Source organism: Kitasatospora sp. SolWspMP-SS2h, from assembly GCF_003259315.1.
In the GTDB taxonomy this organism is placed as follows: Bacteria; Actinomycetota; Actinomycetes; order Streptomycetales; family Streptomycetaceae; genus Kitasatospora; species Kitasatospora fiedleri.
Genome location: NZ_QLLT01000010.1, coordinates 103,550 through 119,508, shown reverse-complemented (window position 1 = coordinate 119,508; position 15,959 = coordinate 103,550). Strand labels below are relative to the sequence as shown.

Annotated in this window: 17 protein-coding genes; 12 read left to right on the top strand and 5 right to left on the bottom strand. The window is 75.5% G+C overall.

Going from position 1 to position 15,959, the window contains the following annotated elements:
• Positions 1-14: 14 nt before the first annotated feature.
• Positions 15-2,504 (bottom strand): ATP-dependent Clp protease ATP-binding subunit, encoded by a 2,490-nt coding sequence (locus tag K353_RS14505; protein ID WP_111554006.1) that lies wholly within the window; start codon positions 2,502-2,504, stop codon positions 15-17.
• Positions 2,505-2,747: 243 nt separating this feature from the next.
• Here K353_RS14505 and K353_RS14500 point away from each other — a divergent pair, with 243 nt between their 5' ends.
• Both K353_RS14500 and K353_RS14495 read left to right on the top strand, forming a co-directional pair.
• A complete protein-coding gene (locus tag K353_RS14500; protein ID WP_111554005.1) occupies positions 2,748-3,683 on the top strand; it encodes a polysaccharide deacetylase family protein in 936 nt (311 codons plus the stop codon).
• A 73-nt stretch (positions 3,684-3,756) separates the two neighbouring features.
• Positions 3,757-4,815: a GNAT family N-acetyltransferase gene (locus K353_RS14495; protein ID WP_146616463.1), complete on the top strand. Its 1,059-nt coding sequence runs from the start codon at positions 3,757-3,759 to the stop codon at positions 4,813-4,815.
• 7 nt (positions 4,816-4,822) lie between these two features.
• Here the strand turns inward: K353_RS14495 and K353_RS14490 are convergent, their stop codons facing one another.
• Complete coding sequence (locus K353_RS14490; protein WP_111554108.1) at positions 4,823-5,245, bottom strand: YchJ family protein; 423 nt, start codon at positions 5,243-5,245, stop codon at positions 4,823-4,825.
• A gap of 201 nt (positions 5,246-5,446) precedes the next feature.
• Here K353_RS14490 and K353_RS14485 point away from each other — a divergent pair, with 201 nt between their 5' ends.
• Positions 5,447-5,965 carry a histidine kinase gene (locus K353_RS14485; RefSeq protein ID WP_111554003.1) on the top strand — a complete coding sequence of 173 codons (519 nt, stop codon included), beginning with the start codon at positions 5,447-5,449 and terminating at the stop codon, positions 5,963-5,965.
• 42 nt (positions 5,966-6,007) lie between these two features.
• On the opposite strand, the gene K353_RS14480 is transcribed toward K353_RS14485, so the two are convergent.
• Positions 6,008-6,400: an RNA-binding S4 domain-containing protein gene (locus K353_RS14480; RefSeq protein ID WP_111554002.1), complete on the bottom strand. Its 393-nt coding sequence runs from the start codon at positions 6,398-6,400 to the stop codon at positions 6,008-6,010.
• A 111-nt stretch (positions 6,401-6,511) separates the two neighbouring features.
• Between K353_RS14480 and K353_RS14475 the strand changes: the two genes are divergently transcribed.
• The 3 genes from K353_RS14475 to K353_RS14465 all read left to right on the top strand — a co-directional run bounded on the left by K353_RS14475 (position 6,512) and on the right by K353_RS14465 (position 9,193).
• On the top strand, positions 6,512-6,772 hold the full coding sequence (locus K353_RS14475) for a hypothetical protein (RefSeq protein WP_100839727.1): 261 nt from the start codon (positions 6,512-6,514) through the stop codon (positions 6,770-6,772).
• Positions 6,773-6,873: 101 nt separating this feature from the next.
• Positions 6,874-7,092, top strand: coding sequence for a hypothetical protein (locus K353_RS14470; RefSeq protein WP_111554001.1), 219 nt, complete (start codon positions 6,874-6,876; stop codon positions 7,090-7,092).
• A 97-nt stretch (positions 7,093-7,189) separates the two neighbouring features.
• Complete coding sequence (locus tag K353_RS14465) at positions 7,190-9,193, top strand: NADPH-dependent 2,4-dienoyl-CoA reductase (RefSeq protein ID WP_111554000.1); 2,004 nt, start codon at positions 7,190-7,192, stop codon at positions 9,191-9,193.
• An 87-nt stretch (positions 9,194-9,280) separates the two neighbouring features.
• On the opposite strand, the gene K353_RS14460 is transcribed toward K353_RS14465, so the two are convergent.
• Positions 9,281-10,156 (bottom strand): S1 family peptidase, encoded by an 876-nt coding sequence (locus K353_RS14460; RefSeq protein ID WP_233533583.1) that lies wholly within the window; start codon positions 10,154-10,156, stop codon positions 9,281-9,283.
• A gap of 284 nt (positions 10,157-10,440) precedes the next feature.
• Between K353_RS14460 and K353_RS14455 the strand changes: the two genes are divergently transcribed.
• From K353_RS14455 to K353_RS14435, 5 genes are all read left to right on the top strand, one after another.
• Positions 10,441-11,019 (top strand): PadR family transcriptional regulator, encoded by a 579-nt coding sequence (locus K353_RS14455; RefSeq protein ID WP_111553998.1) that lies wholly within the window; start codon positions 10,441-10,443, stop codon positions 11,017-11,019.
• Between the two features lie 171 nt (positions 11,020-11,190).
• Positions 11,191-12,279, top strand: a complete 1,089-nt coding sequence (locus K353_RS14450) for an LLM class flavin-dependent oxidoreductase (RefSeq protein WP_111553997.1) — start codon at positions 11,191-11,193, stop codon at positions 12,277-12,279.
• Entirely contained in the window at positions 12,276-12,905 is a 630-nt protein-coding gene (locus K353_RS14445) for an FMN reductase (protein WP_111553996.1), read from the top strand. Before K353_RS14450 ends, K353_RS14445 begins: the two co-directional genes overlap by 4 nt.
• Before the next feature lie 18 nt (positions 12,906-12,923).
• Positions 12,924-13,235, top strand: a complete 312-nt coding sequence (locus tag K353_RS14440) for a GNAT family N-acetyltransferase (protein ID WP_111553995.1) — start codon at positions 12,924-12,926, stop codon at positions 13,233-13,235.
• A gap of 125 nt (positions 13,236-13,360) precedes the next feature.
• The gene (locus K353_RS14435) at positions 13,361-14,173 is read left to right on the top strand and encodes a DUF1028 domain-containing protein (RefSeq protein ID WP_111553994.1); all 813 of its coding nucleotides are present in this window, start codon (positions 13,361-13,363) and stop codon (positions 14,171-14,173) included.
• Between the two features lie 8 nt (positions 14,174-14,181).
• Here the strand turns inward: K353_RS14435 and K353_RS14430 are convergent, their stop codons facing one another.
• Positions 14,182-15,333: a PLP-dependent aspartate aminotransferase family protein gene (locus K353_RS14430; protein ID WP_111553993.1), complete on the bottom strand. Its 1,152-nt coding sequence runs from the start codon at positions 15,331-15,333 to the stop codon at positions 14,182-14,184.
• Positions 15,334-15,444: 111 nt separating this feature from the next.
• Here K353_RS14430 and K353_RS14425 point away from each other — a divergent pair, with 111 nt between their 5' ends.
• Complete coding sequence (locus tag K353_RS14425) at positions 15,445-15,927, top strand: Lrp/AsnC family transcriptional regulator (protein WP_233533582.1); 483 nt, start codon at positions 15,445-15,447, stop codon at positions 15,925-15,927.
• Positions 15,928-15,959 lie beyond the last annotated feature (32 nt).

The window sequence follows — 15,959 nt, the reverse complement described above, 5'->3', positions numbered from 1 at the left end:
GACGACGGGTCGGGTCAGGACGGCTCGGGGCGGCCGATCGAGCAGACCAGTTCGCCGTCCCGCGCGTCGGCGACGACGGTGTCGCCGGGCCGCAGGTCGCCGCCGAGCAGCATGGTGGCGAGCCGGTTGTCGAGCTGGGTCTGGATGGTGCGGCGCAGCGGGCGGGCGCCGAACTCGGGCTGGTGGCCCCGGTCGACCAGCCACTCCTTGGCGGCCTCGGTGACCTCCAGCTCCAACCCCTGCGCCCGCACCCGGCGTTCGGAGTTGGCCAGCATCAGGTCGACGATCCGCATCAGGTCGTCGGCGCCCAGCGCGTCGAAGACGATGATGTCGTCGATCCGGTTGAGGAACTCGGGCAGGAAGCGCCCGCGCAGCTCCTCCATCAGCCGGTCGCGGATCTCCTCGGTCTCGCCCCGGTGGGAGAGGATCAGCTGCGAGCCGATGTTGGAGGTCATGATGACCACGGTGTTGCGGAAGTCGACGGTGCGGCCCTGGGCGTCGGTGAGGCGCCCGTCGTCGAGGACCTGGAGCAGCGCGTTGAAGACGTCCGGGTGGGCCTTCTCGACCTCGTCGAACAGCAGCACGCTGTACGGGCGACGGCGGACGGCCTCGGTGAGCTGCCCGGCCTCCTCGTAGCCGACGTACCCGGGCGGGGCGCCGACCAGGCGGGAGACGGTGTGCTTCTCCTGGAACTCGCTCATGTCGAAGCGGACCAGCCGGTCCTCGTCGCCGAAGATCAACTCGGCCAGGGCCTTGGCGAGTTCGGTCTTGCCGACGCCGGTCGGGCCGAGGAACAGGAACGAGCCGACCGGGCGGTCCGGGTCGGCCATGCCGGCCCGGCTGCGGCGCACCGCCTCGGAGACCGCGACCACGGCCCGGTCCTGGCCGATCACCCGGTCGTGCAGCTCGTCCTCCAGCTTGAGCAGCCGGGTCTTCTCGTCCTCGGTGAGCTGCGAGACCGGGATGCCGGTCCGCCGGGAGAGCACGTCGGCGACGTCGTCGACGGTCACCGAGACCACGCCCTCGCGGCGCTCCTCGACCTCGGCGGTCTGCGCCTCCAGGTCGGCGATCCGACCCTTCAGCTCGGAGGCCCGGGAGAAGTCCTCGGCGGCGACCGCCTCGTCCTTCTCGCGGCGGAGCTTGGCCAGTTCGTCCTCGCGGCCGATCACCTCGGTGGAGCGGCCCAGGCCGCGCAGCCGGACCCGGGCGCCGGCCTGGTCGATCAGGTCGATCGCCTTGTCGGGCAGGAAGCGGTCCGAGACGTACCGGTCGGAGAGGTCGGCGGCGGCGCGCAGCGCCTCGTCGGTGAAGCGGACCTGGTGGTGCGCCTCGTAGGAGTCGCGCAGGCCCTCCAGGATCTGCACGGTCTCCTCGACCGAGGGCTCGGGGATCAGCACCGGCTGGAAGCGGCGCTCCAGCGCCGGGTCCTTCTCGATGTGCTTGCGGTACTCGTCGATGGTGGTGGCGCCGATGACGTGCAGCTCGCCGCGGGCCAGCGCGGGCTTGAGCATGTTGCCCGCGTCCATCGCGCCCTCGCCGCCGGCGCCCGCGCCGACCACGGTGTGCAGCTCGTCGATGAACAGCACGGTGGAGTCGGCGGCCTCGCGGACCTCGTCGATGACGTTCTTCAGCCGCTCCTCGAACTCGCCGCGGTACTTGGAGCCCGCGACCAGCCCGGACAGGTCGAGCGAGACCACCCGCCGGTCCCTGAGGGTGGAGGGGACGTCGCCGGAGACGATCCGCTGGGCCAGGCCCTCGACGATGGCGGTCTTGCCGACGCCGGGCTCGCCGATCAGCACCGGGTTGTTCTTGGACCGGCGGGAGAGGATCTCCACGGTCTGCTCGATCTCCTCGGCCCGGCCGACCACCGGGTCGAGCCGGCCCATCCGGGCGTCCTCGGTGAGGTCGCGGCCGTACTCGTCCAGGGTCGGCGTCGCGCTCTCGGGCTTGGCGGGGGAGCGCTCGCCCCGGGCGGCGGCCTCGGCACCGCGCTGGAGCCGGGAGGGGTCGGCGCCCTGCGCGCCGAGCAGGCGGCCGGCCGCCGAGTCGGGGTCGTCCAGCAGGGCGGCCAGGATGTGCTCGGGGCCGATGTAGGAGACGCCGGCGGCCTGCGAGCGGGCGTGCGCGCCGATCAGCACCCGCTTGGCGGCCGGGGTGAGGCCGGGGTCGACCGAGGGGTCGGCCGCGCCCGCGGGCAGGCTGCGCTCGATCGCGGCGGCCAGCCGGTCCGGGTCGGCGCCGGACCGGGCGAGCAGGCCGCGGGACGGCTCGACCTGGGTGGCGGCCCACAGCAGGTGCGGGGTGTCCAGGTCGGTGCTGCCGTCCTCCTGGGCGCGCAGCTCGGCGCGGGCGATCAGGTCGCGGGACGACTCGGTCAGCAGCCGCCCGATCGGGACGCGCTGGACGGCGGGCGGGGACGCGGCCGGGTTGAGGCCGAAGAAGCGGTTGAGCAGTTCCGAGAAGGCGTCGTCGGAACCGAAGGAGCCGAAGCCGGGCATGGTCATCGTGCGGGCACTCCCCTGGGCGGGCGGGCAGCGGTCCCCCTGAACTATGCCAACGCGTGGTACGCCCCGCTCAGCGGATGATCCGGACAGGTGGCGGCCGGCCCGCCCGGCGGGCTTCGGCGAATTTGGGACAGGCATTACCCGTTCATGGGACTCTGATGACCTTCGACCCCGGCGGACCGGCGGGCCGACCGCCCGCGGCACCCGTACCCGCCACCGTGACCACCGTGAGGGGAGACGGCCATGCCGACGACGGACCGTACCGCCGGGGGGCGGCGGAACATCGACGCCCTGCTGCGGCGCTCCCCGCTGCAACCGGTCTTCCGGGCCCGCGCCGCCCGCCGCCTCGCCGTGCTCGCCTACCACGGCGTCGATGACCCGGCGGCGTTCCGCGCCCAGATGGAACGCCTGGCCCGCACCGCCCGCCCGGTCGGCCCGGACGAGGTCGCCCGGGCCGCCGAGCACCGCCGCCCGCTGCCCGCCCGCAGCGTGCTGGTCACCTTCGACGACGGCGACCGCACCGTGCTCACCGAGGCGCTGCCGGTGCTGGCCCGGCTCGGCATCCCGGCCGCCGCCTACGTGATCACCGACCTGATCGGCACCGACCAGCCGTACTGGTGGACCGAGGCCGCCCACCTGGTCCGGCACGGCGCCCGCGCCGAACCGCTGCACGGCCTCGGCCCGACCGCCGCCGTCCGCCGCCTCAAGGACCTGGCCGACCCCGAACGGCGGCGCGCCCTGGCCGAGTTGCGCACCACCGCGACCCGGCAGGCGCCCCGGCAGCGGCAGTTGAGCCGCGCCGACCTGCACACCCTGGCCGACGCCGGGGTGGCGATCGGCAGCCACACCGCCTCCCACCCCTGCCTGGACCGCTGCGCCGACGCCGACCTCGACGCCCAACTCCTGGGCGCGCACGAACGGCTGGCCCGGTGGATGGGCCGCCCGCCGACCACCTTCGCCTACCCGAACGGCAACTACGACCCGCGCGCCGACCGGGTCCTGCGCACCCTCGGCTACCGCACCGGATTCCTCTTCGACCACCGGCACGCCGAACTCGCCCCGGCCCACCGGCTGCGGATCAGCCGCCTGCGGGTCAACTCGCACACCGGCCGGGACCGCTTCGACACCATCCTGTCCGGACTGCACCCGGCCGTGCACCGGCTGCGCGGCGGAAGGTGAACCCCCCTCTGGACGGCGAGGGTTGACAGCGGTCGGGGCCGGGGCGGACGGCGCGGGGCGGAAGGGGCGGGACGTGACGGGCGGGAGAGCGGGCGGGGCGGTGCCGGAGATCCACCGGACGCCCGAACTGGGCGGGGAACTCGTGCACGACTGGCGGGAGCTGGTCGCCGGGGACCCGGACGGCTCGTGGTTCGCCGGGCCGGACTGGGTGCTCGCCTGGTGGCGCACGCTGGGGGCCGGGCAGCCCGGGGAGGTCGCGGTGTGGCGCGGCCCGGACGGGCGGGCCGAGGCGGTGCTGCCGCTCGGCACGGCCCGGCTGCGGGTGCACCGGCGGGCGCCGGTCGAGGTGCCGGTGCTCACCCTGCTCGGCACCGGACCCGGCGCCGCCGACCACTGCGGGCCCGCCGCCCGCCCGCACCGGCGGGCCGAGGTGGCCGCCTGGCTGGCCGACCGGGCCCGGCGCGAGACGCTCTGGCTGCCCAACCTGGACCCCGCGCACGCCGGCCTGCCGCCCGCCGGCGCCCGCCCGGTGGCCCGGACCGCCTGCCCGCGCGCCGACCTCGCCGCCGGGCCCGACCGGCTCGGCTCGCGGGACTTCCGGGCCGCCAACCGGCGCGCCCACCGGCGGCTCGCCGCGGCCGGGATCGACTTCCACTGGCTGCCGCCCACCGCCGCCCGGCCCGACCTGCTGGACGACCTGCTGCGCCTGCACCGGCTGCGCCGGGCCGCCGCCGCGGGCGGGGCCAGCAGCTTCGGGGCCGACCGGCTGCCGCTGCACCGGCTGCTGGTGCAGGGCTCCGCCCCCGGGTGCGGACCGGCCTTCCAGCTCGCCCGGCGCGGGGACGAGGTGGTGGGCGTGCTGTACGGCTTCCGCTGGGCCGACCGGTTCGCCTACTACCAGACCGGCTGGGACCCGCGCTTCGCCGCCGACTCGCTGGGCACCGCGCTGGTCGACGCGGCGATCCGCGCCTGCGCGGCCGAGGGCGTGCGCACCTTCGACTTCCTGCGCGGCGCCGAACCGTACAAGTACCGCTTCGGCGCCGTCGACCGCACCGACACCGGCTGGCTGCGCCCGCGCGGCCCGGGCGGGGCGCTGCTCGGCCTCAAGCACCGCCTGGCGAACGAGGGTTGACGGTCCGTCAGGTGGTGGTGTCGCCGTCCAGGTAGACCCACTCGCCCCGGTGGCGGACGAAGCGGCTGCGCTCGTGCAGCGCGCCGGGCCGGCCGCCCTCCAGGTAGTGGGCGCGGAACTCGACGGTGCCCTCGGTGTGGAACGGGCCGCCCTCGCCGGAGCCGAGGATCTCCAGCCGCTCCCAGCGCAGCGCGGGGTCGAAGTCCACCGCGGCGGGCCGGGTGTCCGGGTGCCAGGAGCGCAGCAGGTACGGCTCGTCGTGGACCGCGAAGGCGCTGAACCGGGAGCGCATCAGCTGCTCGGCGCTGCCCGCGGCGGCCTCGCCGCGGTGCAGCCGGCCGCAGCAGTCGGCGTACCGGGCGGGCAGGCCGCACGGGCAGTCGGCGGGGGCGGCGGGAGCGGCGGGGGCGGGGGTGCGTCGGCGGGCCATGGGGTCCATTATCGCCGCTCCGCCCGGGGGCCCGGCGGTGCGCGGGCCGCCGTCCGGCCGCCGTCCGGCCGCCGCCCCGCGTCCGTTCCCGGCGGCGCGGCGCGGGCATGGGTCCGGGCGGCGCGGGCAGGATGGGCCCGTGCCGTGTCCGGCGCGGCGCGCCGGGGCGGGACGACTGTCGGCAAGGCGAAGGGAACCGCGATGAGCGACCACCACGACCACCACCACAACGTGCTGCTGCTCGGCTTCGAGGACCGGGCGCGCTGCCGCCTGGCCTACGAGGACGCGATCCACCTGCCCGGGGCCCGGCAGGTCGCGGTGCTGGAGCGCGACGCGGAGGGCATCCTCGACGTCCCGGAGAGCCACATCCGCGGCGCGGGCGTCCCCACCGTCGGTTCCGGCCTGGTCGGCGGCCTGGTCGGGCTGCTCGGCGGCCCGATCGGCGTGCTGCTGGGCTTCGCCGCGGGCGCGGCGATCGGCAACGCCGCCGAGCAGGCCGAGATCACCGACGGCGGCGCGGGCCTGATCGTGCTCTCCTCGCGGGTCGAGAACGGCCGCGCCCTGCTGGTGGTCGACCTGGTCGAGGACGAGACCGGGCCCGCCGACGCGCTGGCCGCGAAGTACGGGGCCGCGGTGGAGCGGATCTCCGCCGAGCAGTTCGCCGAGCAGGTCCGGATCGCCGAGGAGCGGGCCGAGGAGGAGCCGGCCGACGGGGAGTGAGCCGCTACCGGGGGGCAGGGGGCAGCGGGGCGCGGGCGGGGCTCAGAAGTACGGCCGGTAGCCGTCCTTGAGCCGGTCGAGGTCGCGCCGCTCGCGCTTGGTCGGCCGCCCGGCGCCCCGGTCGCGCTGGGCGACGGCGGCCGGGCGCTCGGTGCGCGGCGGCGGCGGGGGGCTGTGGTCGACGTAGCAGGTCTCGGCGACGGGCGCGCCGACCCGCTTGGCGATCGGGCGCACCACCTGGACGATCCGCTCCCGGCCCTCGATCCGGACCCGGACGTCGTCACCCGCCTTGACGTGCTGCGCGGGCTTCGCGGCGGCCCCGTTCAGCTTGACGTGCCCGGCCCGGCAGGCCGCGCCCGCCGCCGAGCGGGTCTTGATCAGCCGGACCGCCCAGATCCAGCTGTCGATCCGCGCGCTCGTCTCGTCCGCACTCATGCCACGACTCTAACGCCGGGCCCGGCCCGGGCGGTCCGGACCCGGGGACGGGCACCGGGCTGACACCGGGTCAGGCCGTTTCGCCCGGCGGCCCGGGGGCAGCCGGGGGCCATGGACACCACTGAGCGCACCGAAGAGCCGATCGAGACCCAGGGCGGCGAGGACCACCTCCTGCTCAGCGCCGACACCAACGGTGACGGCAGGCCCGACGTCTGGCTGACCGACACCACCGGCGACGGCAAGGCCGACCTCTACCAGTTCGACACCACCGGGGACGGGGAGGTCGACGTGACCATAGTGGAGCGGTCCGAGGAGCCCGGCGCCGACCGGGTCGTGGTGGGGGGCGACGCGGGCCACCCCCGGCACGGGTGACCCGCCGGGGCAGCCGCGTGACACCGACACCGTCCGCGGGGCGCGGCCGCCGGGCCGCCGCCCCGCGGACCCGCGCCGCACGTCGAACCCGAGGAGGGGTGATGGCCTCGTACCAGGTCCGGCTCACGGCCGTCACGGCCGGCATGTCGGCGTTCTGCGCCGCGTTCGCCGCGGTCCACCACTTCTGGCTCGCGGGGCTCGGCCCCGGGCGGGCCTGGATCGCCTGGGCGGCCGTGCTGGCCGCCGCGGCCGGTTTCCTCGCGCTGGCCGTCCCCGCCGTCCGGTGGGCGGAGGGCACCCGGCGGGGGCGGCGGCGGTGACGGGGGAGCCGCCGGTCCGCCCGCGTTTGTGCAACTAGTTGCATGGCCGGTCCGCCGCGCCCTACCGTTGGGTAACAAATCCCGACCGGAGGCGTCGATGACTGCTGCGTACCCCCACCTGCTGGCCCCGCTCGACCTGGGCTTCACCACCCTGCCGAACCGGGTGGTGATGGGCTCCATGCACGTCGGGCTGGAGGAGGCCGAGGACGGCTTCGCGCGGATGGCGGCCTTCTACGCGGAGCGCGCCCGCGGCGGCGTCGGCCTGATCGTCACCGGCGGCATCGCCCCCAACGAGGCCGGCCGGCCCTGGTCGGGCGGCGCCAAGCTGACCACCGCCGCCGAGGCCGCCGAGCACCGGGCGATCACCGACGCCGTGCACGCCGCGGGCGGGAGGATCGCGCTGCAGATCCTGCACTTCGGCCGGTACGCCTACCACGAGGACCTGGTCGCCCCGTCCGCCCTCCAGGCCCCGATCAGCCCGTACGTACCGCACGAGCTGACCGCCGAGCAGATCGAGCGGACGGTCGAGGACTTCGCGCGCTGCGCCGAACTCGCCCGCTCCGCCGGGTACGACGGCGTGGAGGTGATGGGCTCCGAGGGCTACCTGATCAACGAGTTCGTCGCCGCGCAGACCAACCACCGCACCGACGGGTGGGGCGGCTCCTACGAGAACCGGATGCGCTTCCCGGTCGAGATCGTCCGCCGGGTGCGCGAGCGGGTCGGGCCGGACTTCATCCTGATCTACCGCCTCTCCATGCTCGACCTCGTCCCCGGCGGCTCCACCTTCGACGAGGTGGTCCGCCTGGCCCGCGAGGTCGAGGCGGCCGGCGCGACGATCATCAACACCGGCATCGGCTGGCACGAGGCCCGCATCCCCACCATCGCCACCTCGGTGCCGCGCGGCGCCTACGCCTGGGTGACGAAGAAGCTGATGGGCGAGGTCGGCATCCCGCTGGTCACCACCAACCGGATCAACACCCCCGAGGTCGCCGAGCACCTGCTCGCCACCGGCCACGCCGACCTGGTCTCGCTGGCCCGGCCGATGCTCGCCGACCCCGCCTTCGTCAACAAGGCCGCCGCCGGCGCCCCCGAGGCGATCAACACCTGCATCGGCTGCAACCAGGCCTGCCTGGACCACACCTTCAGCGCGAAGATCACCTCCTGCCTGGTCAACCCGCGCGCCTGCCACGAGACCGAACTCGTCCTCGCCCCCACCCGCCGGGCCAAGCGGATCGCCGTGGTCGGCGCCGGACCGGCCGGCCTCGCCTTCGCCACCTCCGCCGCCGACCGCGGCCACCACGTCACCCTGTTCGACGCCGCCGACGCGATCGGCGGCCAGCTGAACGTCGCCCGGCGGGTGCCCGGCAAGCAGGAGTTCGACGAGACGCTGCGCTACTACCGGCACGAACTCGCCCGCACCGGTGTCGAGTTGCGCCTCGGAACGGTCGCCGACGCGGACACCCTGACCGGCTGGGACGAGGTGGTGCTGGCCACCGGCGTCACCCCGCGCGTCCCGGAGATCGACGGCGTCGACCACCCCAGCGTGCTCGGCTACCTGGACGTGCTGCGCGACGGCGCGAAGGTCGGCGACCGGGTCGCGGTGATCGGCGCGGGCGGCATCGGCTTCGACGTCGCCGAGTACCTCACCGACCCGGGCAGCGGCGCCGACTTCCTCGCCCGGTGGGGCGTCGACCGCGAGCACACCGCCCCCGGCGGCCTGGCCGCCCCCGTCCGGGCCGCGAGCCCGCGCAGCGTCTTCCTGCTCCAGCGCAAGGACGGCAAGGTCGGCGCGGGCCTGGGCAAGACCACCGGCTGGATCCACCGCACCGAACTGCGCCACCGCGGCGTGGTGATGGTCCCCGGCGTCGAGTACCGCCGGATCGACGACGCGGGCCTGCACGTCACCGTGGGCGGCGAGGAGCAGGTCCTGCCGGTCGACACCGTGGTGCTGTGCGCGGGCCAGGAGCCCCGCCGCGAGCTGCTCGACGCGCTGCGCGGGCGCGGCGTCGAACCGCACCTGATCGGCGGCGCCGACGTGGCCGCCGAACTCGACGCCAAGCGCGCCATCGACCAGGGCACCCGGCTGGCCGCCGCGCTCTGAGCGCGCGCCGACGCCCACCGGGGCCGGGGCTCCGGTGGGCGTCGGGCGGGCGTGCGGCGGGCCCGGTGGGGCGGGCTCGCCCCGGGGTCAGTAGAGCGAGACCCCGTACGCCGACAGCGCCTCGGTGACGGGCTGGAAGAACGTGGTGCCGCCGGAGGTGCAGTCGCCGCTGCCGCCGGAGGTCAGGCCCAGCGCCTTGGTGCCGTCGTACAGCGGGCCGCCGGAGTCGCCGCCCTCGGCGCACACGGTGGTCTGGATCAGGCCGCTGACGGTGCCGCCGTCGGAGTAGCGGACGGTGGCGTTCAGGGCGGTGACCTTGCCGCTGTGGGTGCCGGTGGTCGAGCCGGTGCGCTTGACGGACTCCCCGACGACGGCGTTGGCGGCGGTGAAGCCGCCCGGGTGGCTGAGCGAGGTGTTGGTGTAGCGGACCAGGGCGTAGTCGTTGCCCGGGAAGCTGGAGCCGGCGGTGGTGCCGGCCACCGTGCTCTGGCCGGAGTTGGTGTACCAGGTGCTGGCGATGTTGCCGCAGTGCCCGGCGGTGAGGAAGTAGTAGGTGCTGCCCTTGACCACGTTGAAGCCCAGCGAGCAGCGGTAGCCGCCGCCGTAGATCGCGGCGCCCGCGGACAGTTTGGGGCTGAAGGTGCCGGAGGTGCGCTCGACCTTGAGGCGGGCGGCGTCCGCCCCGGCGGCGGCGGTGAGCCGGGCCAGCGCGGCCGTGGTGACGGTGCTGTCGGCGGTCACCACGATCCGTCCGGTGGCGGTGTCGGTGTGCCAGGCGATGCCGTTGACGCCGCTGAGCTCGACCGAGTCGCTGACCCGGGCCAGGGTCGCGGCGTCCGGCGCCGGGGTGGCGGCCCCGGCGGCGGGCACCGCGAGGGCGGTCGCCGCCGCGAGGGCGGCGGCGACGGCGAGCAGGCGGCCGCCGGTGCGGCTCGGGCGGGAGGTGGTGCGCGTGGTCCTCACAGATCTCCTCCTGGGGGAGTGGGAGAGGCCCTGGGGTAGGGGCCGTGAGGCGCGGGCAGGAGCGGTCGGGACCGGCCTCATGGGCCGGTTTTTGATGTGCTCCTGACAGGCGCTATCCGGGAGTATGCGGACCGCCGGCGGGGCTGCGCAAGACCCCGCAAGAGTTTTCCCGCCCGGCGGCCCGGCGTCAACGCCGCTGCGGCGGGCCGCACTTGGCGTCCCGTCACCGCGCGCCGCCCGGCCCGCACGGTGGCCCGGACCGACCCCACCCGTACGATCGCCGCATGTCACTGCCGCACGCGATCCTCACCGCCCTGCTGGAGAAGCCGTCCTCGGGGCTGGAGCTGACCCGGCGGTTCGACCGGTCGATCGGGTTCTTCTGGTCGGCCACCCACCAGCAGATCTACCGCGAACTGGGACGGCTGGAGCGCGAGGGGCTGGTGCGGGCGTCCGGGCCGGGGACCGGGCGGGGGCAGCGCAAGGAGTACGAGGTGCTGCCGGAGGGGCGGGCCGAACTGGCCCGGTGGACCGCCCTGGCGCAGGACCCGAAGCCGGTCCGCGACCCGCTGCTGCTGCGGCTGCGGGCGGCCGCCGTGCTCGGGGCGGGCGGGCTGGAGGCGGAGCTGGCCCGGCACCGCGAGCTGCACCGGGCGCAGTTGGCGGAGTACCTGGAGATCGAGCGGCGGGACTTCCCGCCGGAGCGGGCCGGGACGGAGAACCGCCCGCAGCACCTGGTGCTGCGGGCGGGCATCCGACTGGAGTCGTTCTGGCTGGCCTGGCTGGACGAGGCGCTGGCCGGCCGGGCCGGGGACGGCGGTGCGGGCCCGGGCGGTGTCGGTCCGGCCGGGGGCGGCGCCGGCTGATCCGGTCGAGGTGGCCGTCGGCGACCGGTCAACCCTGCGTGCTCGTGCGGTCGCCGAGGATGTCGGGGGTTCGGTCGACCCCTGGGGGCGCGGTGGCGGGAATAGGTCGGAGTGGCGCCCCGTTGTCGCGAGTGGTTGAATGTTGAATCAACCCCGAAGGAGTTGAGAACGGTGCAGTTCGGCATCTTCAGCGTCGGCGACGTGACCACCGACCCCACCACCGGGCGGACCCCCACCGAGCACGAGCGGATCAAGGCCATGGTGGCCATCGCGCTCAAGGCCGAGGAGGTCGGGCTCGACGTGTTCGCCACCGGCGAGCACCACAACCCGCCGTTCGTCCCGTCCTCGCCGACCACCATGCTCGGCTACGTCGCGGCCCGGACCGAGAAGCTGATCCTCTCCACCTCCACCACGCTGATCACCACCAACGACCCGGTGAAGATCGCCGAGGACTTCGCGATGCTCCAGCACCTCGCCGAGGGCCGGGTCGACGTGATGATGGGCCGCGGCAACACCGGCCCGGTCTACCCGTGGTTCGGCAAGGACATCCGCCAGGGCATCCCGCTCGCGATCGAGAACTACGCGCTGCTGCACCAGCTCTGGCGCGAGGAGAACGTCGACTGGCAGGGCCGCTTCCGCACCCCGCTCCAGTCCTTCACCTCCACCCCGCGCCCGCTCGACGACACCCCGCCGTTCGTCTGGCACGGCTCCATCCGCAGCCCCGAGATCGCCGAACAGGCCGCCTACTACGGCGACGGCTTCTTCGCCAACAACATCTTCTGGCCCAAGGAGCACTTCCAGCGCCTGATCGAGCTCTACCGGGAGCGCTACGCCCACTACGGCCACGGCACCCCCGAGCAGGCGATCGTCGGCCTGGGCGGGCAGGTCTTCATGCGCGCCAACTCCCAGGACGCGGTCCGCGAGTTCCGCCCCTACTTCGACAACGCCCCGGTCTACGGCCACGGCCCCTCGCTGGAGGAGTTCACCGAGCAGACCCCGCTCACCGTCGGCAGCCCGCAGGAGGTCGTCGAGAAGACGCTCGCCTTCCGCGAGACCTTCGGCGACTACCAGCGCCAGCTCTTCCTGATGGACCACGCCGGGCTCCCGCTCAAGACCGTCCTGGAACAGCTCGACCTGCTCGGCGAGGAGGTCGTCCCGGTGCTGCGCAAGGAGTTCGCGGCCGGCCGCCCGGCACAGGTGCCCGACGGCCCCACCCACGCCGCGCGGGTCGCCGCCCGCGAGGAGGTGACCACCCCGTGAACACCCTCGACCTCGTGGTGGTGACGGCCGGCCTGGGCGTCCCGTCCTCCACCCGGCTGCTCGCCGACCGCCTCGCCGAGGCCGCCGCCCGCGACCTGCGGGCGGCCGGCCGGGAGGTGGACGTCCGGGTGGTCGAACTGCGCGAGCTCGCCCGGGACATCGCCGACAACCTGGTCACCGGCTTCCCGCCGCCCGCGCTGCGCGACGCCGTGCGGGCGGTCGAGGAGGCGGACGGGCTGATCGCCGTCACGCCGATCTTCTCCGCCTCCTACAGCGGGCTGTTCAAGTCCTTCGTGGACGTGCTCGACCGGGACGCGCTGACCGGCAAGCCCGTGCTGATCGCCGCCACCGGCGGCACCGCCCGGCACAGCCTCGCCCTCGAACACGCGCTGCGCCCGCTCTTCTCCTACCTGCGCGCCGCCGTCGTCCCCACCGCGGTCTTCGCCGCCTCCGAGGACTGGGGCGCCGACGGCACCGGCGGCGACGGCTCGCTCGCCGGACGGATCGCCCGGGCGGCCGGCGAACTCGCCGAGAGCCTGGCCGGCCGGCCCGCCGCCCCCCGCACCCGGCCGACCGAGCAGGTCGTCCCCTTCGCCCAGCAGCTCGCGGCGCTGCGCGCCCACTGACCCGAGGAGCAGACCCCGATGGAACCCCGCATCCACGACAACACCGAGCAGTCCCGCTTCGAGATCGACACCGACGCCGGCCCCGCCGGTTTCGCCGAGTACCAACTCCGCGACGAGGGGCGGACGTTCGCCTTCGTCCACACCGTCATCGACCCCGCCTTCGAGGGCCAGGGCCTGGGCGGCAAGCTGGCCCGCGCCGCGCTGGACGCCGTCCGCGACCGCGGCGCGCACGTCCTGCCGTACTGCCCGTTCATCCGCGGCTGGATCGCCAAGCACCAGGAGTACGTGACGCTGGTGCCGGAGGAGAAGCGCGCCGCGTTCGACCTCTGAGCGCACCCGCCCGCGGCGGAACCGGGGGCGCGGGGGACCGCGCCCCCGTCGCGCGTCGTGCCGGGCTTTGCCGGAGGGCGGCGGGGCGTGGACGAACCGCCCCGGGAGGGCTATCGTCGCCGCTCGTGACCTTTTCCATCGTGGCCCGGCAGGGCAGTGCGCTCGGTGTGGCAGTGGCGAGCAAGTTCCTCTCGGTGGGGGCGTTGGTGCCCGCGGCCGAGGCGGGGGTCGGCGCGTTGGCGACGCAGGCGTGGGCCAACCTGGCGTACCGGCCGCAGGGGATGGCGATGCTGCGCAGCGGGGCCTCCCCGGCGGAGGCGGTGGCGGCGCTGCTGGCGGCCGACGGGCGGCGGGCGCACCGGCAGGTGGGCGTGGTCGGGGCGGACGGGCGGGCGGAGACGTACACGGGGGAGGAGTGCCTGCCCTGGGCGGGAGGTCTGGCCGGGGACGGGTACGCGGTGCAGGGGAACATCCTGACCGGGCCCGAGGTGGTGCGGGAGATGCGGGCGGTCTGGCTGGACTCCGCCGAACTGCCGTTCGCCGAACGGCTGGTGGCCGCCCTCGCGGCCGGGGACGCGGCGGGCGGGGACGCCCGCGGGCGGCAGGGCGCCGCGCTGTACGTGGTCGACCCGGGCCGGGGCGTCGGCGGGTGGGGCGACCTCGCGTACGACCTGCGGGTGGACGACCACCCGGACCCGGTGGGCGAGTTGGGGCGGCTGCTGGCCGTCCACGAGGTGCTGCACGGGGTGTCCGACCCGGCCGAGCTGCTCCCGCTGGAGGGTGAACTGGCCGAGGAGGTAAGGCGGTTGCTGGGCGGGCTCGGGTACGACTCGCTGGACCGCTGGGCCGGGGTGGAGAACCTGGAGGGCCGCCTCGCCGAGGGCCGGATCGACCCGCTGGTGCTCGACCACCTGCGGGCGGCCTCCGGGGTGCGGTGACGGCCCGCTCAGCGCGGCAGCGCCTTGGCCAGGTCGGCGATCAGGTCGTCCGGGTCCTCCAGGCCGACGGAGAGCCGCAGGACGGCCCCGGCGGGCTTGTGCGCGGCGGCCACCGGGCGGTGGGTGAGCGAGGCGGGGTGCTGGATCAGGGTGTCGACGCCGCCGAGCGAGACCGCGTGGGTGATCAGTTCGCAGCGCTCGGCGATCGCCGCGGCGTGCGGGTGACCGCCGGCCGCCTCGAAGGCCAGGGTGCTTCCGCCGCCCCGGAGTTGGCGTCCCAGCAGCGGCGAGCCGGAGCGGCCCGGGTAGTGCACGGCGGCGACCTCGGGCTGTTCGGCCAGCCAGTCGGCGATCCGGGCGGCGGAGGCGGAGGCGGCGCGCACCCGCAGCGGCAGGGTCTGCAGGCCGCGGTGCAGCAGGTAGCCGGCCAGCGGGTGCAGGACGGCGCCGGTGACGGCCCGGACCCGGCGCAGCCGCTCCGCCCAGGCGGCGGTGCAGGCGACCGCCCCGGCCAGCACGTCGCCGTGGCCGCCGATCGACTTGGTCGCCGAGTGCAGCACCAGGGTGGCGCCGAACGCGGCGGGGTTCTGCAGGACCGGGGTGGCGAAGGTGTTGTCGACCAGCAGCGGGACGCCGCCGCAGCGTTCGGCGGTCGCGGCCAGGTCGAGCAGGTCCAGGGTGGGGTTGCCGGGGGTCTCGACCAGGACGAGCCCGGTGTCGGGGCGCAGCGCGGCGGCCAGCGTGCCGGGGGCGGCCCAGGTCACCTCGGTGCCGAGCAGGCCGGAGTCCAGCAGGTGGTCGGAGCCGCCGTACAGCGGGCGCACCGCCACCACGTGCCGGCGGCCCTCCGCGGCGGCGGCGAGCAGGCAGGCGGAGAGCGCGGCCATGCCGGAGGAGAAGACCACCGCCTCGGCGCAGCCCTCCAGTTCGGCCAGCGCCTGTTCGAAGCGGGCGACGGTGGGGTTCCACAGCCGCTGGTAGACCAGGCCGCCCTCGGCGGGCGGGCGTCCGCCGGTGGCCAGCGCCTGGTAGGCGTCGCCGCCGGTGGTGAGGTCCGGTACGGGGTAGGTGGTGGACAGGTCGAGCGGGGGGACGTGCGTGCCGAGTCCGGCGAGGTCGTCGCGGCCGGCGTGCACGGCTCGGGTGTCGAGTCGGCTCATGGCGCTCGATGGTGAACGGGTGGGCGTCGAATGGCCAGAGTGACGGCAGACGATTCGGCGGGGGCGGCGGCACCCTTGCGGATGTTCGGCGCGGGCCGCCACGCTGGTGGCGTGCCGAACATTCCACGGGCCCGCGCGGCGGAACTCGACGAGGTCGACCGCGCGATCGTGCGGGCGCTGCTGGCCGACGCGCGCACGCCCAACAACGCGCTGGCCGAGCAGGTCGGGGTGGCCCCGTCCACCTGCCTGGCGCGGGTGCGGGCGCTGCGCGGGCGCGGGGTGATCGCCGGGTACCACGCCGAGGTGGACCTGCCGGCGGTCGGGCTGCCGCTCCAGGCGATGATCTCGGTGCGGCTGCGGGCGCACACCCGGGAGCAGAACGGCAGCTTCCGGGCCGCCGCGCCCGGGCTGCCGGGCGTGCTGGCGGTGTTCCACATGGCGGGCAGCGACGACTACCTGCTGCACGTGGCGGTGGCCGACCCGGAGGCGCTGCGCTGCTTCGTGGTCGACCACCTGACCACCCACCCGGCGGTCGCGCAGACCCGCACCAACCTGGTCTTCGAGCGCATCCCCGGGGCCGGATCACCGATCTGACGCCCCGTCGACCCGTCCGCGGCCGGCCCCGT